12 protein-coding genes are annotated in these 18,384 nt (G+C 68.5%); 8 read left to right on the forward strand and 4 right to left on the reverse strand.

The genetic code is table 11. The annotated features are described in order from the left end of the window. Positions 1-3: 3 nt before the first annotated feature. Both AADV74_RS14770 and AADV74_RS14775 read right to left on the reverse strand, forming a co-directional pair. Positions 4-3,552 carry a hypothetical protein gene (locus AADV74_RS14770; RefSeq protein ID WP_342115449.1) on the reverse strand — a complete coding sequence of 1,183 codons (3,549 nt, stop codon included), beginning with the start codon at positions 3,550-3,552 and terminating at the stop codon, positions 4-6. Between the two features lie 4 nt (positions 3,553-3,556). Next, positions 3,557-6,646: a DUF6603 domain-containing protein gene (locus AADV74_RS14775; RefSeq protein WP_342115451.1), complete on the reverse strand. Its 3,090-nt coding sequence runs from the start codon at positions 6,644-6,646 to the stop codon at positions 3,557-3,559. A gap of 423 nt (positions 6,647-7,069) precedes the next feature. Here AADV74_RS14775 and AADV74_RS14780 point away from each other — a divergent pair, with 423 nt between their 5' ends. The 4 genes from AADV74_RS14780 to AADV74_RS14795 all read left to right on the forward strand — a co-directional run bounded on the left by AADV74_RS14780 (position 7,070) and on the right by AADV74_RS14795 (position 9,833). Then, positions 7,070-7,441 (forward strand): YciI family protein, encoded by a 372-nt coding sequence (locus AADV74_RS14780; RefSeq protein ID WP_342115454.1) that lies wholly within the window; start codon positions 7,070-7,072, stop codon positions 7,439-7,441. Between the two features lie 15 nt (positions 7,442-7,456). After that, a complete protein-coding gene (locus AADV74_RS14785) occupies positions 7,457-8,677 on the forward strand; it encodes an RNA polymerase sigma factor (RefSeq protein ID WP_342115456.1) in 1,221 nt (406 codons plus the stop codon). Positions 8,678-8,903: 226 nt separating this feature from the next. Continuing rightward, positions 8,904-9,401, forward strand: a complete 498-nt coding sequence (locus tag AADV74_RS14790; RefSeq protein ID WP_342115458.1) for an Hcp family type VI secretion system effector — start codon at positions 8,904-8,906, stop codon at positions 9,399-9,401. 39 nt (positions 9,402-9,440) lie between these two features. Next, positions 9,441-9,833 (forward strand): MmcQ/YjbR family DNA-binding protein, encoded by a 393-nt coding sequence (locus AADV74_RS14795; RefSeq protein ID WP_342115460.1) that lies wholly within the window; start codon positions 9,441-9,443, stop codon positions 9,831-9,833. A gap of 70 nt (positions 9,834-9,903) precedes the next feature. Here the strand turns inward: AADV74_RS14795 and AADV74_RS14800 are convergent, their stop codons facing one another. After that, positions 9,904-11,658, reverse strand: a complete 1,755-nt coding sequence (locus AADV74_RS14800; protein ID WP_342115462.1) for a S8 family peptidase — start codon at positions 11,656-11,658, stop codon at positions 9,904-9,906. 321 nt (positions 11,659-11,979) lie between these two features. Between AADV74_RS14800 and AADV74_RS14805 the strand changes: the two genes are divergently transcribed. Continuing rightward, on the forward strand, positions 11,980-12,546 hold the full coding sequence (locus AADV74_RS14805; protein WP_342115464.1) for a dihydrofolate reductase family protein: 567 nt from the start codon (positions 11,980-11,982) through the stop codon (positions 12,544-12,546). Positions 12,547-12,614: 68 nt separating this feature from the next. Here the strand turns inward: AADV74_RS14805 and AADV74_RS14810 are convergent, their stop codons facing one another. After that, on the reverse strand, positions 12,615-14,780 hold the full coding sequence (locus tag AADV74_RS14810; protein WP_342115466.1) for a beta-galactosidase: 2,166 nt from the start codon (positions 14,778-14,780) through the stop codon (positions 12,615-12,617). Positions 14,781-14,977: 197 nt separating this feature from the next. Here AADV74_RS14810 and AADV74_RS14815 point away from each other — a divergent pair, with 197 nt between their 5' ends. The 3 genes from AADV74_RS14815 (at position 14,978) to AADV74_RS14825 (ending at position 18,367) form a co-directional block, all read left to right on the forward strand. Further along, entirely contained in the window at positions 14,978-16,294 is a 1,317-nt protein-coding gene (locus AADV74_RS14815; protein WP_342115470.1) for an ABC transporter substrate-binding protein, read from the forward strand. A gap of 111 nt (positions 16,295-16,405) precedes the next feature. Beyond that, the gene (locus AADV74_RS14820; RefSeq protein ID WP_425287311.1) at positions 16,406-17,389 is read left to right on the forward strand and encodes a carbohydrate ABC transporter permease; all 984 of its coding nucleotides are present in this window, start codon (positions 16,406-16,408) and stop codon (positions 17,387-17,389) included. A gap of 156 nt (positions 17,390-17,545) precedes the next feature. Next, positions 17,546-18,367, forward strand: coding sequence for a carbohydrate ABC transporter permease (locus AADV74_RS14825; RefSeq protein WP_342116380.1), 822 nt, complete (start codon positions 17,546-17,548; stop codon positions 18,365-18,367). Positions 18,368-18,384: the final 17 nt, after the last annotated feature.

Consider the following 18,384-nt stretch of genomic DNA (forward strand, 5'->3'; position numbering starts at 1 on the left):
GGTCTACGCCTCTCTCACGATGAGGTCGGTCGCCTGGAACGCGACCCGCACAGGGCGGTGCAGGTGGTCTTCGGCGTAGGCGGCGGAATGGGGTGATGTATCGGTCAGGTGCTTCTGCGCTGCAGGCAGATCGGTGTCGGGGGGCCGCTTGAAGCGGGTGGCGCTCGGGTGCTCGGCGATGGTGATCCACCACTTCTCGCCGTCGAGTTCGTCGACGCTGAGGTCGACGCCCACGAGCGCGATGTCGGGGTCGAGCACCTCGGAGAACAGGATGCGGGCGGTCTTCTGGGGCGAGTCGACCTTCTCGAAGATCGGGTCGCGCACGGTGCCCTGGTTCTCGACGGCCTGGATGATGAGGTCGGGGAAGCGCCGCACGAGTTCGCTCTTCACGACGATGACGGCGCAGTCCTTGCCGCCGCTGCCGCCGAGCGAGACCTGGTCGACCAGTGGCTTCTTCGGGAACAGGTGGATGGGCTTCGGGAGCTCGTCGGCGGCGGGATTCCAGAAGCGATGGAAGTAGGTGCCGCGCTGATCGGTCGGGTAGCCCCGCCAGAGCAGCTCACGCCCCATCTCGTCGCTGAGGCCGACGAAGAAGGCTGCCATGAACTCGCGGTTGGTCGAGAGCACGGTGACGAAGTCGTCTGCCGGCAGCAGGCCGAGCCCCGGAACGAGCCAGTCGCGGTCGTACTCCTCGAGCGCGCGGTACATCGGCCGGTCGAAGCGGGGCGCCGCCATGATCGGCGCGATGCGCGGCTGGGCGACCCACCGCTCGGCGAGACCGGCGCTGAGGTGCAGCCGCCCCGCGAGGGAGGAGCGCACAGTGTGCCGCGGATCGATCGCCGTCGTGATGGCAGCGGATGCCACGGCCAGGGCATCGCGATGGGGAACGGTGTCGATCGTGAGCAGGGCGCCGGGGTCGATGAGTGTGGTCATCTCAGCGCGCAGCACGTCGAACGGCAACTGGTCGATGCGATCGAGGGTGGGGGTGAGCTTCACCTCGGCGAGGTCGGCGAACTGCGCCAGCCCGGCGTCGAGTTCGGCGGCGTCGCGGGTGTCGCCGAGCTTCTTGAGGTGCTGCACGTCGATGACCCGCAGGCCGCGGCCCCCGACGAGAACGTGACCCTCGACGGGGATGCGGCGGGCTCCCAGGGCGCCTCCTCCGAGGACACCGCCTCCGGCGCCGCCCCCGGCGAGCACCCCGCCGCCGACGGGGATGCGCACCGCGGCACCGGCGCCGCCCTGAGGCAGGCGGCCGACGGCTCCGCCGATGGGGGATCGACGGGTGAGCGGGATGCGCGGATTGAGCGGCGACACGACGGGGCCGCGGATGACGGGGCCATCCACGACGGGTCCGCGGATGATCGGGCCGTCGATGACGGGGCCGCGGATGATGGGGCCGTCGATCACGGGACCATCGATGACCGGGCCATCGATCACCGGGCCATCGACCACAGGCCCGCCGGGCCGCACGTCGACGACGCCGAGGTCGACGAGCACCCTGTCGTTCAGCTTCACGGCCGTGCCCTTCAGCTGCTCGCGCAACGGGCTGGAACTCGTCGCCTTCGACAGCGACAGCTCGGCGGCGAGAGGGCCGACGCGCTGGGCGCGGATCGACTCGACGGCGGGAATCGTCGACGAGCGCAGCAGCTTCTCGGTCCACCGGGTCGCCACGGCCGCGCCGAGGTCGAAGCTCGCGTCGGCTGCCTTCCATCGGCTCGGCTCCGTGAGGTAGGTGGCGAAGCCGCCCTGCCCTTCGACCTGGGCATTCGCCCGCTTCAGCAGTCCGCCGACGGCATCGACGGGCGTACCGATGGCTGCGCTCACGAGCTGGAGGTCGAGGTGGGCCACGACGTCGGAGGTGAGCCTTCCGATGCCCTCGGGGTTCGAGTACACCCTGGTGAAGTCACGCAGGGTCGCCTCGGTGCCCACGACGTTGCCCGCACGCTCCTGGGAGGCGGCATCCGTTCGCCGGATCATCGGACCGGCCGGCCGGGTGACTCGTCGGAACGCGCCGGTCGTGGCCGCGACGGGCGTGGCGCTCAGGGTCACGTCGGCGAAGAGCGTGCTGCCCGCGCTGACCGAGATGCGCGTGGCGAGTGGCGACGCCACCTGCAGCAGGTGCCCGGTCTGCAGCTCGCCGAGCCTGCTGTGCAGCCTGGTGGCGAGGAGCTCGGCGAGCTGGGCCAGACGGATGGCGCGGTTGGCTGACTCTACCTCGCCGAGCTGCGCCCACGCCGACTGCATGAGGCGCTCCTGGTCGCGCTGCACGACGCGGGTGCCGAGCCCGCCCACGATGCGCTTCACCGGGGCGAGGTTGAGCTCGGCGAACCAGTCCGAACCCTCGATGACGGCGCTCCCGCGATGCAGCTTGGCGTAGATGCGCGGCCCGATGATGGGCAGGTCCGGCACACCGTCGGTCTGCTCCTGCGTGCCCTCGATGGCTGCGGGGAGGTCGAGCTCCGCGTGCAGCTCGTCGATCATGGCGTCGGGCCAGACCGCGGTCTCGGCCACCTGCTGCTCGGGGGTCTTCGGCAGGCTGGGCGAGAACAGCGCACAGCGCAGCACCTGCTTGCGCCCCACCTCGTCGGCCCCGAGAGCGCGCAGCGGCTTTCCGGGCTGCGAGGTGTCGATGAACTTGCGTCCGACCTCGTAGGGGGCCGCGACACCCTGCAGCTCCAGGGCGAGCGACCTGAAGTCGCCGTTGGGACCGGTGCGGAACTCCCAGCTGTCGTAGACGGGCAGGCGCATGGGATCCGGCGACGACGTGGTCCAGGCCGGCTCGAGGGTGCCGCCGGTCAGGCCGAGTCCGCCGCGCACCCCGACGTCGGTCGTCGGAACGAGGGCGGCGATGTAGTCGGTGTTCTCCTTGAGGATGCGCGGGGAGATCACCCGTGAGAGGTTGACCTGAGCATGCGCCGGCGAGAGGCGCGCGCTCAGGTCCTGCCCGGTGGAGGTGGCCGGCGCCTGCGCGTGCGCCCAGAGATCGGCGTGCGTGAGGACGGGCAGCTGGGCCAACGGAACCTGGAACACCGGGAGCAGGGCGCTGGTCGCCGGCTCGCGGATGACTGTGGAGCGCTCCAGCACGACGAGGGTGAGCCAGGGACGCATGACGGCGGCCTGCTTCGTCGCACTGAACGCCCACGGCAGCTCGGGGCGATCGAACTCGATGTGTGCGAGCACGGTCTCCTCAGCCGTCTGGGCCCCCGGCGCCGGAAAGCGCCGCACGATCTGCGCCGGGTCGATTCCGCGCACGTCTCCCGGCCCGTACAACGTCACCGAGAGACCCGCGGATGCCGCTCCTCCGGCGCTGTCGGCCAGCGGCACCTCCACTCGCGAGGTCGAGCGCACCGTGCCTGCCGCCGGTGTGCTCGCGGCCGAGGACAGGCCTCCGACGGCCGACGACGCGAACTCGAGCGACTCGATCGCGACGGCGCTCACGTCGAACTCGTCCTCGGGCTCGAGCGCCAGCACGAAGGCGTCGCGCACGACGTTGGTCGCCGTGGTGGTGAGGGGCGAGACGACGCTCGCGGCGATGGCATCAAGGTCGGCCATCAGGTCACCCCTTCACGATCAGGCGCGTCGCAGATGCGGCGCTCTCGGAGTTGACGGCCGCAGTGACGAGGGCGGCCTGCGTGGCGGTGAGTTCGCCGAGGCCGGCGACCAGGGCGGCGCCGGTGACGGCATCCGCGATGATCGAGGTGCCCTTGTCGGCGACCGTGACGCCGGCATTCGGCGGCTTCGGTTGGGAGTACGGATTGCCGACGTCGGCCACGGCCCGCCCCACGTTGGTCTTCGTGGCGTAGGAGCTGGCGTAGACGCCGAACTTGCCGGCGAACTCGATGAGCGAGTCGGGCTCGTCCGGATTGCGCACGTAGGTCTCGTATGCGACCGTCGCGGGCGTGGCCGTGCCGACCTTCGGTGTCGTGGCGGCGGCGATGCGGCATCCGCCGGTCATGTCCTCGAAGCCGGAGCGGGCGAGCAGGCCCTCACCCTCGAGCTCGAAGAACTGGCCGGGGGCGAACGCCGTCTTGAGCTCGCTCACGGCGCCGACGAGGCCCGAGTCCGGGGTCGATGTCGGTGTGCCGATGGTCACCATGTCGGCCGTGACCGGAGCCGAGCCGATGCGGGCGATCTTGACCCCGAACGGCACCTGGGTCTGCGAGACCTCGACGCCGGCCAGCGGATGCGCGATGCGTCCGTCGATGTCGTCGACCTCGGCGAGGGTGACGAGCTGCGCGGCATGATCCGGCAGTTGCACCTTCCAGGCGTCGTCCTCGTTCATCGCCTTCGCCGCGATCTGGAGCGCGTCCACCTTCGTCAGGATCGGGGCGGGCTTCTCGCCCCACTCGACGGGGCCGAGATCCTCGTCGAAGGTGGGCAGGAACCAGACGTCGACCTTGATGTGGCCGGCCAGGCGGAAGGGCTTGGTGCCCTCGAGGGAGCCGCGGAACACGATGGAGCAGAGGGTGCAGCCGAACAGCTCGACCTCGACGCCCACCTCGATCGTGATCTTGAACGCGAACCGCGGCGCCCAGATGAAGATCATGTCGAGCGTGAGCCAGGCCTTCGCCGAGATGACGGCGAAGTCGGCGTTCAGGCGGCCGTCGACGCCGAGCATGACCGAGCCTGCCGTGATGGCGAAGTAGGCCTTGATGACGAAGCTGATCGCCTTCGACGGCGACAGGTCGATGGTGACGCGGTCCATGTCGCCGAGCTTCGGCTTGCCGCCGGTGAGCTTCTCGTACTCGGGGTGGAAGCCGCCGACGGAGAACTCGAACGCGCCGCTGCCCGACCACTGGATGTAGAGCCCGAGGTCGCCCGAGATCTTGATGCCGGCGACGGTGGAGTCGCGCATGCTGGCGAACAGCAGCAGGTAGTCGGGCGTGATGGCGATGAACACGTCGGCGCGGATGTCGGTGATCGGCGCCTCCTTCGTGGGCACCCGCACCCGCAGCGAACCGAGGATGACGATCATCGGATCGGGTAGGGCCAGCACGACGCCGAGCTTCATCTCGACGAACTTCGCCTGCGAGCCCCAACCGAGCTCGACGATCGGACCGAAGACGAAGCCGCCGTCCTTCGGCGGGAACACGTTCGCCACCTTGTCGAGCAGCTTCGGCGCCTCGGCGACGGGGTTGTCGGGGAACAGCATCTTGTCGAGGATGTGCTCCTTCATGCCCGACCGCAGGGCTTCGAGGTCGAGACCACGGTTGATGGCGAGGATGCCGCCGATGCCGTTCAGCGTGAAGCCCATGCTGAGGTCGATGGCCACGGGGAAGCGGACGCCGATGACGAGGACGAGCGAGAACGGGTCCGGCGACAGGATGACGATGGCCGACACCCCGAACTTGAGGATCTGCAGCTGCACCACCCCGCCGAACTCGACCCGTTTCACGTCCTGGCCGTCGACCTTGTATGTGCGCTCGACGCGCTGGATGAAACCGCCGCCGGTGACAGGTCCGGCCTTCACCCGCAACCCGATCGCATCGGGCCAGCGCGGCGAGACCGGGATGTCGAAGATGGCCTGCTGCTCGACATCGCCGTTCAGCGCGACGATGAAGCCGGTGCCCACGATCTGCAGGCCGACGGCATCGCCGAGCTTGGCGGCGATCGAGGTGGTGAGCTCGAACCCTGTCACCTCGCGGGTCTCATTGCGTCTCAGCCCGAACGCCACCTCGCGCAGTTCGACGCCGGGGAAGGAGAACCGCACGGGCAGCACAGCGCGCTCGTTGCCGCGGCCATCCCCGAGGTAGACGCCCTGCCCGCTGTCGACCGAGATGGTGGTGAGAGTCGTGGTCTTCGGCTCCTGCGAGCCCGGCATGACCTTGGAGAGCAGCGGATCCTTCGTGAGCCCCGGCTCGAGCATGGTCTGCATCCGCAGGCCGAGAATGGCGACGTCGCCGATGAACCACTTGCCGTCACGCTCGAGCAGGCTCGTCTTCTCCTCGGCGGTCGGATTAGCGATCTCGCGGTCGCTGAACTGCAGGAACGCCTCGAACGAGACCTTGTCGAGCGTCATGGCGCCCAGCGTGACGGGGCCGAGGTTCTGCAGCTTGGCTGCGAGCAGGAACTTGCCGCCGGTGCGGTCGAGCGCGAGAACATCGCCGAGTTTCTTGGTGAGGCCCTGTACGCCGAGCACAGTCGAGCCGAAGCTGTCGAGCAGTTTTCCGGAGCCGGCGCCCAGATCCTTGAACGGCTGCGCCCACGGATTCCAGAGGTCCATCAGGCCTGAACGAATGGTCTCGTCGACTGTGCCGTCGGCCTTCTTGGCGAGCTCTTTGGCGACGATGTTGAACGCCTCGTCCATGGCGGCGAGTGCCATGCCGATGCGCACGGCGACGCGGGACGCCGTGTCGACGTTGAAGTCGTCCTTGTCGATGTCGTCGGCCGACTCCTTCACCATCTTGGCGATGAGGTCGGTCTGCTTCTTGATCGCCTTCGCGATCGGCTCGACGAGGGCGACGGCGGCCTTGATGTCGGCCTTGAGCTTCTCGAAGGTCGGCTTGACGTCGCCGACGACGCCGAACGTGACGATGGACTCGAGGAACGGCACCGTGTCCTTGAACGACGTGCCGCTCATCTCGCCGAGGCGGGAATTGGCGAAGGCTTCGATTCCGTTGAGGAATCCGGTTCCGATGTCGGTCATCGTGTCCCACTGTGCGGTGCGGGCGCTTCGTGGCGGCGTGCGTGCCGTGACGCCTGGCTTCCTGGTGTGCGTGCGCCCGCAGCGGTGCAGGCGTATCGGCTCCGGGCGAACGATCGGGCGGGGTGGAGGCTCGACGCGCGGGCGGAGGACGCCCGAACACAGCGGGCATCGCGAGAATTCAGTTCGTTCGGGGTGCAGCCAACTGACGCGAAGGGGCGGGAGCTGACAACTGATCTGCAGCCGACTATAGACCCGGGGCGGGGCGCGCTTCTAGGGGCAGGCCCCGGTCCTCCGTTCGCTGAGGACCGAGCGGAGCGACCGTCCGAAGCGCGCTGGGCAGAACTGTCGAGATCCCGCACCCGGCATCGACATACTGATGGGAACGCCATCCGGCCTCCCGAACCTCAGTGCAAGGAGTGGATCGTGAAGTACCTCATCCTCATCAAGAGCAATCCCGAGTGGGCCGGCGCCTTCGCCTCGTTCACGCCGGAGCAGCAGGCCGAGGGCATGGCCCTCTACGAGAAGCTGTTCGCCGACCTGCAGGAATCAGGCGAGCTCGTCGACGCCGAGCAGCTTGCAGCCCCCGAGACCGCGCGTGTCGTGAGCGTCGGCGCCGACGGCCCCGTCGCCAGCGATGGCCCGTTCATCGAGGCCAAGGAGTGGTTCGGCGGCTACTACATCGTCGACGTCGCCTCGCTCGACCGCGCGGTCGAGATCGCCGGGCGCCTGCCGGAGGCGCAGGGCGGCATGGTGTCTGTGCATCCGGTCATGGCCAACGCCGGCATGGAGCTCTGACGGCGCGTCCAGCTGATGACCGACGTCGAACGGATGCTGCGGGCCACCGCCCCCGCCGCCCTCGCGATCCTCGTGCGTCGCACCCGCGACTTCGAGGCGAGCGAGGACGCGATGCAGGAGGCGCTGCTCGCGGCATCCGTTCAATGGCGGACCGATCCACCCGAGAACCCGCGGGCCTGGCTCGTGACTGTGGCCCATCGCCGCTACGTCGAGCAGGTGCGCAGCGAGGTGGCCAGGCGCCGTCGCGAGGAGACGGTGTTCGACCTCGATGCAGCTCCCGATGCCGTGCCGTCGCGCGACGACTCGCTCACGCTGTTCCTGCTCTGCTGCCACCCGGCCCTTCCATTGCCGGCCCAGGTCGCGCTGACACTGCGCGCCGTCGGCGGCCTCACGACGGCCGAGATCGCGCGCGGACTGCTCGTGCCCGAGGCGACGGTCGGGCAGCGCATCTCGCGGGCGAAGGCGCGGATCCGCGCGAGCGGCTCGGAGTTCCGGATGCCGGCGGACGACGAGCTGGGCGACCGCGTCGCCGCGGTCTGCGCCGTGCTCTACCTCGTATTCACCGAGGGGCATACGGCGACCGGCGGGGAGTCGCTGACTCGCGTCGACCTGTCGTCCGAGGCGATCCGGCTCGCGCGGCAGCTGCAGGAGGCGACGCCTGCGACTGCACCATGGCGTGGTGAGGTGGCCGGGCTGCTGGCGCTCATGCTGCTGACGGAATGTCGTCGCTCAGCGCGTATCCGCTTCGACGTCGACGGCGGGCCCGGCACCCTCGTGCCCCTGGCAGAACAGGATCGCGCGCTCTGGGATCGCGCGCTCATCGACGAGGGCGTCGCGTTGGTGACGGGCGTGCTCGAGTCCGCGCCGGCGGGGCCATACCAACTGCAGGCCGCCATCGCCGCCGTGCACGACGAGGCGCCGTCGACGGCCGAGACCGACTGGCCCGAGATCTTGGGCGTCTACGAACTGCTGCGCCGCATGGCCCCGGGCCCGATGGTGGAGCTCAACTGGGTGGTGGCGATGGCGATGGTGTGGGGCGCGGACGTCGGGCTGCGCGAGCTCGAGACCGTCGCGCTCGAGCCGGCACTGGCCGGGCACTTTCGCGTGCACGCCGTGCGAGGTCATCTCCTGGAGCTGTCGGGGGCCACGGATGCCGCCCGCGCCGAGTTCGCGACGGCGGCGCTGCTCGCGCTCAACGCCGCCGAGCGGCGCTACCTCGAGGGCAAGGCTGGCTGAGCCGCCCACTCGCCCACCCCCCGCTCGCTGAGGGCCGAGCGGAGCGACCGCCCGAAGCGGATGAAGTTCGGGCGCGGTCGGGCGCTTCGGCCGCGGACTCCGTCCGGGCCTCACCGAGCGGCTGATGAAGCGGGCCTGCACCCTTGCGCGCTGCAGCCCCGCGGGCGTGGGATGGTCTCGCGATGCGCCACCCGACGCACCTGCACCTGCCAGAAGGAGCGTCCCCATGACCAGTCCCATGTTCCTGCAGCTGACCGGCATCACCGGCGAGAGCGCCGACGTCGAGCACGTCGACGAGATCGATGTGCTCTCGTGGAGTTGGGGCGCATCGAATTCGGGTGGCGGCGGATTCGGAGGTGGCGGCGGCGGTGCCGGTCGCGCTGGCAAGGTCACGCTGCAGGACTTCCACTTCACGCATCACGTCGATGCGGCATCCGCCGGCCTGCTGCTCGCCTGTGCGACCGGGAAGCACATTCCCGATGCCGTCTTCGCCGTCCGGCGCCCCGGTGAGAGCCCAGCGCAGTACGTCGTCTTGCGGTTCAAGAACGTGACGGTGTCGTCTGTGCTCGCCGACGGCACAGCGGCCGACGATGCCTTCGTCGAGAGTGTCGGCCTCGACTACGGCGCTCTGAGCTTCGAGTACAGCCGGCAGTTGCCTGATGGATCACTGGCTCCGGCCTCGGTGTTCCAGTGGGACGTGGCGGCCAATCGCGAGGGATTCTGACTGGTGACAGCAGCTGCTGTCCGGGCGTAGCGTGGCGGCATGGCCGACTGGGACGAGGTGCGACGGCTCGCGCTCGAGCTGCCCGACACGACCGAGGCCGTGAGCTGGGGCAGCGCGCACTGGCGCGTCCACGACAAGGGCTTCGTGTGGGAGCGACCGCTCCGCAGGAAGGAACTCGTGCACCTGGGGCTCGACGAGCAGGCCGAGCCCGTGCTCGGGGCGCGCGTCGAGGACGAGGCGACGAAGCTCGCGTTGCTGGAGGAGGACGCCGATGTGTTCTTCACCACGCCGCACTTCGTGGACTTCCCGGCGATCCTGGTGTGGCTCGACCGCATTCCGCGGCGCCGACTCGAGGAGCTCGTCGTCGAGGCGTGGTTCGCGGTGGCGCCGGCCAAGATCGCGAAGATCTGGCTCGAGGCGCATCCGGACTGAAACAACGAAGCGGGGCCGACCCGAAGGCCGACCCCGCATCCGTCACGGCTGACTCAGGGAGTCAGCGCTGTCAGTGCCCCACAGCCCGCAGCGCGTTGACGATGCCGGATCCGTAGAACCCGTTCTTCGCCTTCGTGCCCTCGCAGGTGTGGGTGTCGGTCACGACGGCACCCGAGACCAACGTGCGCGTGTACGTGAACGCAGCCGGAACCGGGCAGGCCGTGGCGACGGCGCTCTGCTTGAGCCGCGCCTCCACCAGCTGGGCGGGCAGGTACTTTCCGCCCCGGATGATGTCGGGCAGGCCGTACTTGCTCACGATGAGCGCGGCGACTCCGACGGCGTGCGGCGACGCCATCGAGGTGCCCTGCAGGTACTGGTAGTACCCGCAGGTGGTGCCGGCGGCATCACAGCTCTTCACTGCCCACGGGACGACCACGTTGCCGGCGTCATCGATGGCACCCTCGGACGCGGCGAGTGCCGCGGGGTAGGCCGCCAGGATTCCACCCGCGTAATCGCGCGTGCCTGCAGGGGTGTCGTAGACGTCGCCACCGGGAGCCGCGACATCGACGTAGCCGTTGCCGTAGTCGGAGTAGTACGCCTTGCGCTTCGTCTGGCCGGTGCTGCTGACCGCGACGACGCCCTTGCCCTCGGACGGCATCGAGATGCAGCTCGCGGGGTCGAGGAGGTCACGGGTGTAGGCGACCTCGCCGGGAACGTCGGCGAAGTCGGGGCTGCCGGCATCCGTCATCGCCTTGGTGTAGTCGGTGGCACCGTTGCCGGCCGCCGCGATCAACGTCACGCCGCGGAGGCGGGCGAAGTCGAGCGCGCGCTGCATGGCGGTGATGATGGTGCGCTGCTCCTGCTGGTCGGCGGGGGAGTCCGCCGAGTTGTTCGTGCAGTTGAACAGCCACGGGTCGACGTAGTAGCTCATGTTGACGACGTCGACGCCGATCTTGCCGGCGTAGGTGAGGGCGTCGAGCGACGGCTGCAGGAAGAAGTATCCCGAGTCCTGTCCGGCGCGCAGGTTCACCAGCGACACGTTCGGAGCGACGCCGGCGATGCCGATGCCGTTGATGGGCGAGCCGATGGTGGATGCGACGTGGGTTCCGTGGCCGTTCTCATCGACGTTGGACGGGTCGGTGCACGACAGGTCGGGCTCCTCCTCGCACGGCCCGTCGATCGAGGCTCCGTTGGCGTCGACGGGGATGTCGACGGTGAAGTTGCGGCTGCGCTTCGCGTCGAAGTTCGGAGCGATGTCAGGATGCGCTCCATCGACGCCGGTGTCGAGGATGCCCACGAGCACCTTCTTGCTGCCCTTCTCGTACTTGTAGGAGCCGTCGGACGTCGCACCGATCTGCTTCATGTCCCACTGCAGCGATGCAAGAGGTTCCACCGCGGCCGCGCCCTTCTTGGCGGCCGCGGCCTTCGGTGCCGTGGCGTTGCCGGCAGTGGCGCGCACCTCGGCCTCGGCCTCGTCGACCTTCTTCGCGTCGCCCGATGCCGAGCGCGCTTCAGGCACGTCGGCGATGACGCGGTTCTGGGCCGTTCCCTCGATGACTCCCTGGGCTGCGGCATCCGTCGCGAAGTCGGCATCGGTCGTGCGCACTGTTGCGACGCCCACGTCGGTGTTCTCGGAGACGATGGTTCCGCCGGCCGCTGTCACTGCGGCTGCGGCGTCGGCCTTGGAGGTGCCCTCGGCGAAGAGGACGACGAACTCCTGCTCGCCCGTCACCTCACCGGTCTCGGACGTGACCGCGCTCGCCGGAACGGCTGCCAGCGCCGTGAGGGCGAGTGCGATGGTCGATGTCACTGCGATGGTTCTCAATCTGCGCATTTCTATCCTGACGTCGTAGTAGGAGTGCGCGCCGGTGGACTCCGGCGTATGAGTCGCGATGATTCCACCGCTTCATCGCAGGCTGCAAGGGTGTGGAGCCAAGAAGGTCGATGTCCCACAAACGGGTGACAGGAATCCGCAGATCCTGCGACGAGAGCGTCGCGATGGTGTACTCGCGCGCAGCATCCGCAGCCGGCCTCCGCGAGGTCTCTGCATGCGATCTCGCGGATTCTGTCGATAACGCGCCGACCCGTTCGACGCCATGATGAGACGGATGCTCCGCCTCATGCATCCGAACGACAGGGAACCCTCATGCGCACGCTCATCGTCACCGAATTCATCTCCCTCGACGGAGTCGTCGACTCCCCCGGTGGCGGCTCGCACCCCCGCGCCGGCTGGACCTTCAAGGAGGTGCCGTTCGTGGCGGAGGCCTACGAGATCAAGGGCACCGAGCAGCTCGAGGCCGGGGCGATGCTCATGGGCCGCGTGAGCTACGAGGAGTTCGCGCCGGTGTGGCCGAGCATGGTCGACGACTTCGCCCAGTACAACGCGATGCCCAAGTACGTGGTATCGACCACGTTGACCGAGCAGCCGACGTGGAACAACACGTCGATCGTGCGGTCGCTCGACGACGTGGCGGCCCTCAAGGAGGGCGATGGTGCTCCGATCATCGTGCACGGAAGCGCGACGCTGGCGCAGAGCCTGGCGGCGGCCGGGCTCGTCGACCGGTACCACCTGCTCGTGTTCCCGGTGCTGCTGGGCGCCGGCAAGCGGCTGTTCGCCGACGACGCCGGTGCGCAGTTCGCGAGACTGCAGCTCGTGGAGCAGGCGGCCTACGAGAACGGGATCATCAAGGCCGTGTACGACGTGGTGAAATAGCGCGCTTCGACCGCCGACTTCGTCGGGGCCTCAGCGAGCGGGGACTCGGGTAACCGCCCGAAGCACGTTTAGTGCGCGGTCTCCCTGACGATGCGCACAGCTCCACCCGCCACAACCGCGTCAGTGGCGACAGGCTCGCCCGTGGCGATGTCGGTTCCCGTGACGCCGACGGATGCGGCACCATCAGCGTGGTTGATCACGATGGTGAAGCGCGTGCCGTCGTCGGCGACCCGGGTGACCCGCTCGAGGCCGGCCGCCGGACGGGCGACCGAGGCACCTGCTGAGGTGAGTACATCGGAGACGAAGTCCTCGAGGTCGGCCCCGTCGAGGCGCGTCGAGAGGTACCAGGCCGATCCGTCGCCCAGGTCGTTGACCGTGACGGCCGGCTGGCCGGCAGCCGGACCGTCGACGTAGCTCGTCACTGCGGTCGCGCCCTCGAGCACGATGGCGTCACTCCAGACCGAGCCGCACCAGGCGGCGCCGTCGGCGCCCGTGCCCGAAGCAGCGGCATCCGTCGCCGCGGACAACTCGACCCGATCGCCCGACTTGAGCGGCAGGAACTCCTCGATCGACAGCCCGAGCACTTCGCGCAGCTGGCCCGGGTAGGAGCCGGCCGGCACGTCGTCGTTCGATGACACGATGCCCGAGAAGTACGACACGGCGAGGGTTCCGCCCGCGGCGACATAGCCGCGCAGGTTCGCCGCGCCCTCGTCGTCGAGCAGGTAGAGCGATGGCGCGAAGACCGTGGAGTATCCCGAGAGGTCGGCAGAGGGGTGCACGAAGTCGACGGTCACGCCGAGGTTCCAGAGTGCTGTGTAGAAGGCCTCGACGCGCTCGCGGTGGGCGAGGTCGACCGAGGGCCGCCACTCCAGGTCCTGGGCCCAGAACGATTCCGTGCTCCAGATGATGGCGACGGATGCCTCCACCCGCGACCCGCGCAACTCCGAGGAGGCACCCAGCAGCGCCCCGAGCGACACGACCTCGCGCCAGGTGCGCGATGACGTTCCGGCGTGGGGAAGCATCGCCGAGTGGAACTTCTCGGCGCCGAAGCGGCTGGCCCGGAACTGGAAGAACAGCACGGCATCCGAGCCTCGGGCGACGTGCGACAGCGAGTTGCGAGCGAGCTCACCCGAGCGCTTGGCGATGTTGCGCGGCTGCCAGTTGACCGCAGAGGTCGAGTGCTCCATGAGGATCCACGGCTTGCCACCGGCGAGGGAGCGGGTGAAGTCGGCGTCCATCGCCAGCATCACATGGTTGTCGTCGCGCTCGGCGGTCAGGTAGTGGTCGTTCGAGACGATGTCGACCTCGCGCGCCCACGCCCAGTAGTCGACCGAGGGGCAGTTCGTCGCCATGAAGTTCGTCGTGATGGGCTGGGGTGCGTGAGCGCGGATGGCGTCGCGCTCGCCGATGTAGCAGGCGAGCAGCGCATCCGACGAGAACCGCTTGAAATCGAGGCGCTGGGCCGGGTTCGTGATCGAGGCCGACTGCCGCGGGGCGTCGATCTCGTCCCACTCGCCGTAGCGCTGGCCCCAGAACGACGTGCCCCAGGCCGCGTTCAGCTGCTCGAGCGATCCGTAGCGGTCCTGCAGCCAGCGCCTGAAGCCGAGTACCGAGTAATCGTCGTAGCTCTCGCCGATCGGGGCGCCGTACTCGTTGTGCACGTGCCAGAGCACGACCGCGGGATGCTGGCCGTAACGCTCGGCGAGGGCCGAGGCGATGGCGACGGATGCCGCACGGTACTCGGGCGACGACGGGCTGACGAGACCGCGCGAACCGAAGCCGAGGGTCACGCCCTCCCGCGTCACCGGGCGGGAGTGCGGGTACCTCTTCCAGAACCAGGCCGGTGGCACGGTCGTGGGAGTGCCGAGGTCGACGTCGATGCCTGCGCCGGCGAGGAGGTCGAGCACCTCGTCGAGGAAGCTGAAGTCGTACTCGCCCTCGCGCGGTTCGAGAAGCGCCCACGAGAAGATGCCGACGCTCACCAGGTTGACGCCTGCCTCGCGCATCAGCTCGATGTCCTCGAGCCAGGTTTCGCGCGGCCACTGCTCGGGGTTGTAGTCGCCGCCGAAGCGGAGCTGCGCGGTACCCGGGATCCAGCCGGAGCGAGCGGATGCCGCAGGAGAGGAGTCGACGGGGGTTCCGGCATCCGTCACCGCAGTAGTCACCGCATCCGTCACGTCGAACGCGTGCTGGACAGGTGCCGCGAGCGGGCTTCCCGTGTGCTGGGTCGACATGGGGCGATCTCCTTTGACTGTGTGCGTTCCCAGTTCTAGCACACAAGCAAACACAAGCAAAAGCGGGGCGCAATCGTGTTGACAACGCAATCAGTCTGTGCGTTACTGGGATCGCTCACAGGCACAGCGGCGTTCTTCTCAGCGAGAGCGGTGGTGCCACAAACCTGCACAACACAGCTTTCGACAAGGAGGACGAAATGCGAGCTCGACTTCGCATCGGCGCCATAGCAACAGCCGCCGCAGCAGCGCTCATCATGACGGGATGCACGGCGACAGCCGATTCCGGCAGCGACGGCGGATCATCGGACGAGAAGGTGGAACTCACCTACTGGGCCTGGGCGCCCAACCTCGACAAGGTGGTCGACATCTGGAACAAGGCGAACCCGAACATCCAGGTCACCGTCGCCAAGCAGGACGGCGGCGACCCGGCCATCACCAAGCTCCTCACGGCCATCAAGGCCGGCAGCGGTGCCCCCGACCTGATCCAGGCCGAGTACCAGAAGATCCCCACGCTCGTCTCGGCCGACGCCATCGCCGACATCGCGGGCGACGGCGCGGCGGACCTCTCCTCCACGTTCCCCGACGGCGTGTGGAACTCGGTCACCCTCGGCAGCGACGCCGTGTACGCCATCCCGCAGGACACCGGCCCCATGATGTTCTTCTACCGCGACGACATCTTCCAGGAGCTCGGCGTGAGCGTTCCCACCACGTGGGACGAGTACGCGGATGCCGCCCGCACGATCCACGCCGCAGACCCCACCAAGTTCCTCGGCACGTTCTCCGCGAACGACGCCGGCTGGTTCACCGGCCTCTCGCAGCAGGCCGGAGCCTCGTGGTGGAGCATCGACGGGGACGCCTGGGGCGTCGACATCGACGCCGAGCCCACGCAGAAGGTCGCCGAGTACTGGGGCGGACTCGTCGAGGAGGGCGTGATCGACAACAAGCCGATGTACACCCCCGAGTGGAACGCCGGACTCAACGACGGTACGCAGGTCGGCTGGACCGGCGCCGTCTGGGGTCCCGGTGTGCTCTCGGGCAGCGCAGCAGACACCGCCGGCAAGTGGAAGGCGGCGCCGCTCCCGAACTGGGACGCGTCCAGCCCGTCCAACGGCAACTGGGGTGGATCCTCGACCGCCGTCACCACGCAGTCGGAGCACGCCGAAGCCGCGGTCGAGTTCGCCACCTGGCTGAACACCGACCCCGAGGCCGTCAAGGCTCTCGTCACGGAGACCGGCATCTACCCGGCGGCGACGGATGCAGCGGCATCCGCCCTCACCGAGGCTCCTGCGTTCTTCAGCAACCAGCCCGATTTCTACGACGTGGCGGCCGAGGCGGCCCAGTCGGTCGGTGACTTCACCTACGGACCGAACGTCAACGTCGCCTACAGCGCGTACAACGACGAGTTCGCGAAGGCGGCGGAGTCGAAGCAGGCCAGCGCCTTCCTCGAGGCCGTCACGGCGATGCAGGACATCACCTTCGACGACATGAAGGCCAGCGGCTTCACCGTCGAGTAGCACCACCGGGCGGGGGTCGAGTCCATGGGACCCCCGCCCACCCTTCACACCGCTCACTGCGGCCCGGCCGCAGGCCGCGGCCGCAGCGAACAGCACTTCCAGGAGAACCTGATGACAGCGACAGTCGAGAGACCGGCCAGGCAACGGCGGGCCTCGCAGCGACCCGCGGCGCTCAGCCCGGCCAAGCGCAAGGCGGCCCGCAAGCGCGCGGTCGTGCCCTACATGATGCTGCTGCCGGGCATCGTGCTGTTCGTCGTGTTCATGGCGGCGCCCATCGTCTACACGCTCTACCTCAGCTTCCAGAAGACCGTCGTGAAGGGACTGGGCCTCGGCTCCGGCGCCCGCTCCCAGGTCTTCGCCGGGTTCGACAACTACATCGCGTCGCTGACGGACCCCGCCTTCGCGGCATCCGTCGGCCGGGTGCTCCTCTACGGGCTCATCCTGGTTCCGACCATGCTCGTCCTGGCGCTGCTGTTCGCGTTGCTGCTCGACTCCCGCCGCACTCGCGCTCGCGGCTTCTCGCGGGTTTCGATCTTCCTCCCCTACGCCGTTCCGGCCGTCATCTCCTCGCTGCTCTGGGGCTTCCTCTACCTGCCCGGCGTCAGCCCGTTCTACTGGATCTTCGACCAGCTCGGCTGGGACGTCCCGTCGATGCTGTCGCCCGGCCTGGTCATCTTCGCCATCGCCAACATCGCGCTCTGGGGCGGCGTCGGCTTCAACATGATCGTGATGTACACGTCGCTGAAGGCCGTGCCGAGCGAGATCTACGAGGCGGCCACCATCGACGGCGCATCCGAGGTGCAGATCGCGCTGCGCATCAAGATCCCGATCATCGCGCCGGCGCTCGTGATGACCGCGCTGTTCTCGATGATCGCCACGCTGCAGGTCTTCGCCGAGCCGATGACGCTGCGCCCGCTCACCAACAGCCTCTCGACCACGTGGTCGCCGCTCATGCTCGTCTACCGCGATGCCTTCATCCGCGACGACGTGTACACGGCGTCGGCAACGTCGATCATCATCGCCCTGGCCACCTTCGCCATCTCGTTCTTCTTCCTCCGCGTCGTTCAGCGTCGCGCCTTCGGTCAGGAGGACTGATCCATGACTGCCACCACGAACATGCCCGCCGTGAACCCCGCTGCGTCGGGTTCGGGCTCCGACTCCGGACTTCCCTCGACCACGGATGCTCCGCGCCTGCCGTCTCTGTCTCGCCGGTCTTCCTCGTCGCCGGCCGCCCGGCGTGCCAAGGCGCCGATGTCGATCGGCACGACGCTGGTGCTGCTCATCGGTGCCCTGTACTGCCTCACGCCCGTTCTCTGGGTCGTGATCGCGTCGACCAAGGACGGCTCCGAGCTGTTCAGCACCTTCACCTTCCTGCCGTCGACCCACCTGTGGGACAACATCGTGGAGCTCACGGAGTACCGCGGCGGGCTCTACTGGCGCTGGATGCTCAACACCGCGCTCTACGCCGGGGTGGGCGCCATCCTCTCGACCTACGTGTCGATGCTCTCGGGCTACGCGCTGGCCAAATTCACCTTCCCGGGCAAGTCGGGCGTCTTCAAGGTGCTGCTCATGGGCGTGCTCGTGCCCGGCGTGATCCTCGCGATCCCGCAGTACTTCATGCTCGCGCAGGTGGGTATGACCAACACCTACTGGGCCGTACTGCTGCCGCAGATCATCAGCCCGTACGGCATCTACCTGGCGCGCATCTATGCGGCTGCCGCGGTGCCGACCGAGATCATCGAGTCGGGCCGCACCGAGGGTGCCGGCGAGCTGTTCATCCTGCACCGCCTCGCGATGCCGATGATGCTCCCCGGTCTCGTCACGGTGTTCCTGTTCCAGTTCGTGGCCATCTGGAACAACTTCATGCTGCCGTACATCATGCTCGGCGACGACAAGCTGTTCCCGATCACCGTCGGCCTCTCGGGCCTGCTCAACCAGGGGTCGACGGTGCCGGCGCTCTACACGCTGGTGATCACGGGCGCACTGCTGTCGATCATCCCGCTCATCGCGCTGTTCCTCGTGCTGCAGCGCTACTGGCGGGTGGACCTCGCGGCCGGTGCGGTGAAGGCGTGATGTCACCGGCATCCGCC

This window comes from Leifsonia stereocauli (assembly GCF_038432415.1).
Classification (GTDB): Bacteria; Actinomycetota; Actinomycetes; order Actinomycetales; family Microbacteriaceae; genus Orlajensenia; species Orlajensenia stereocauli.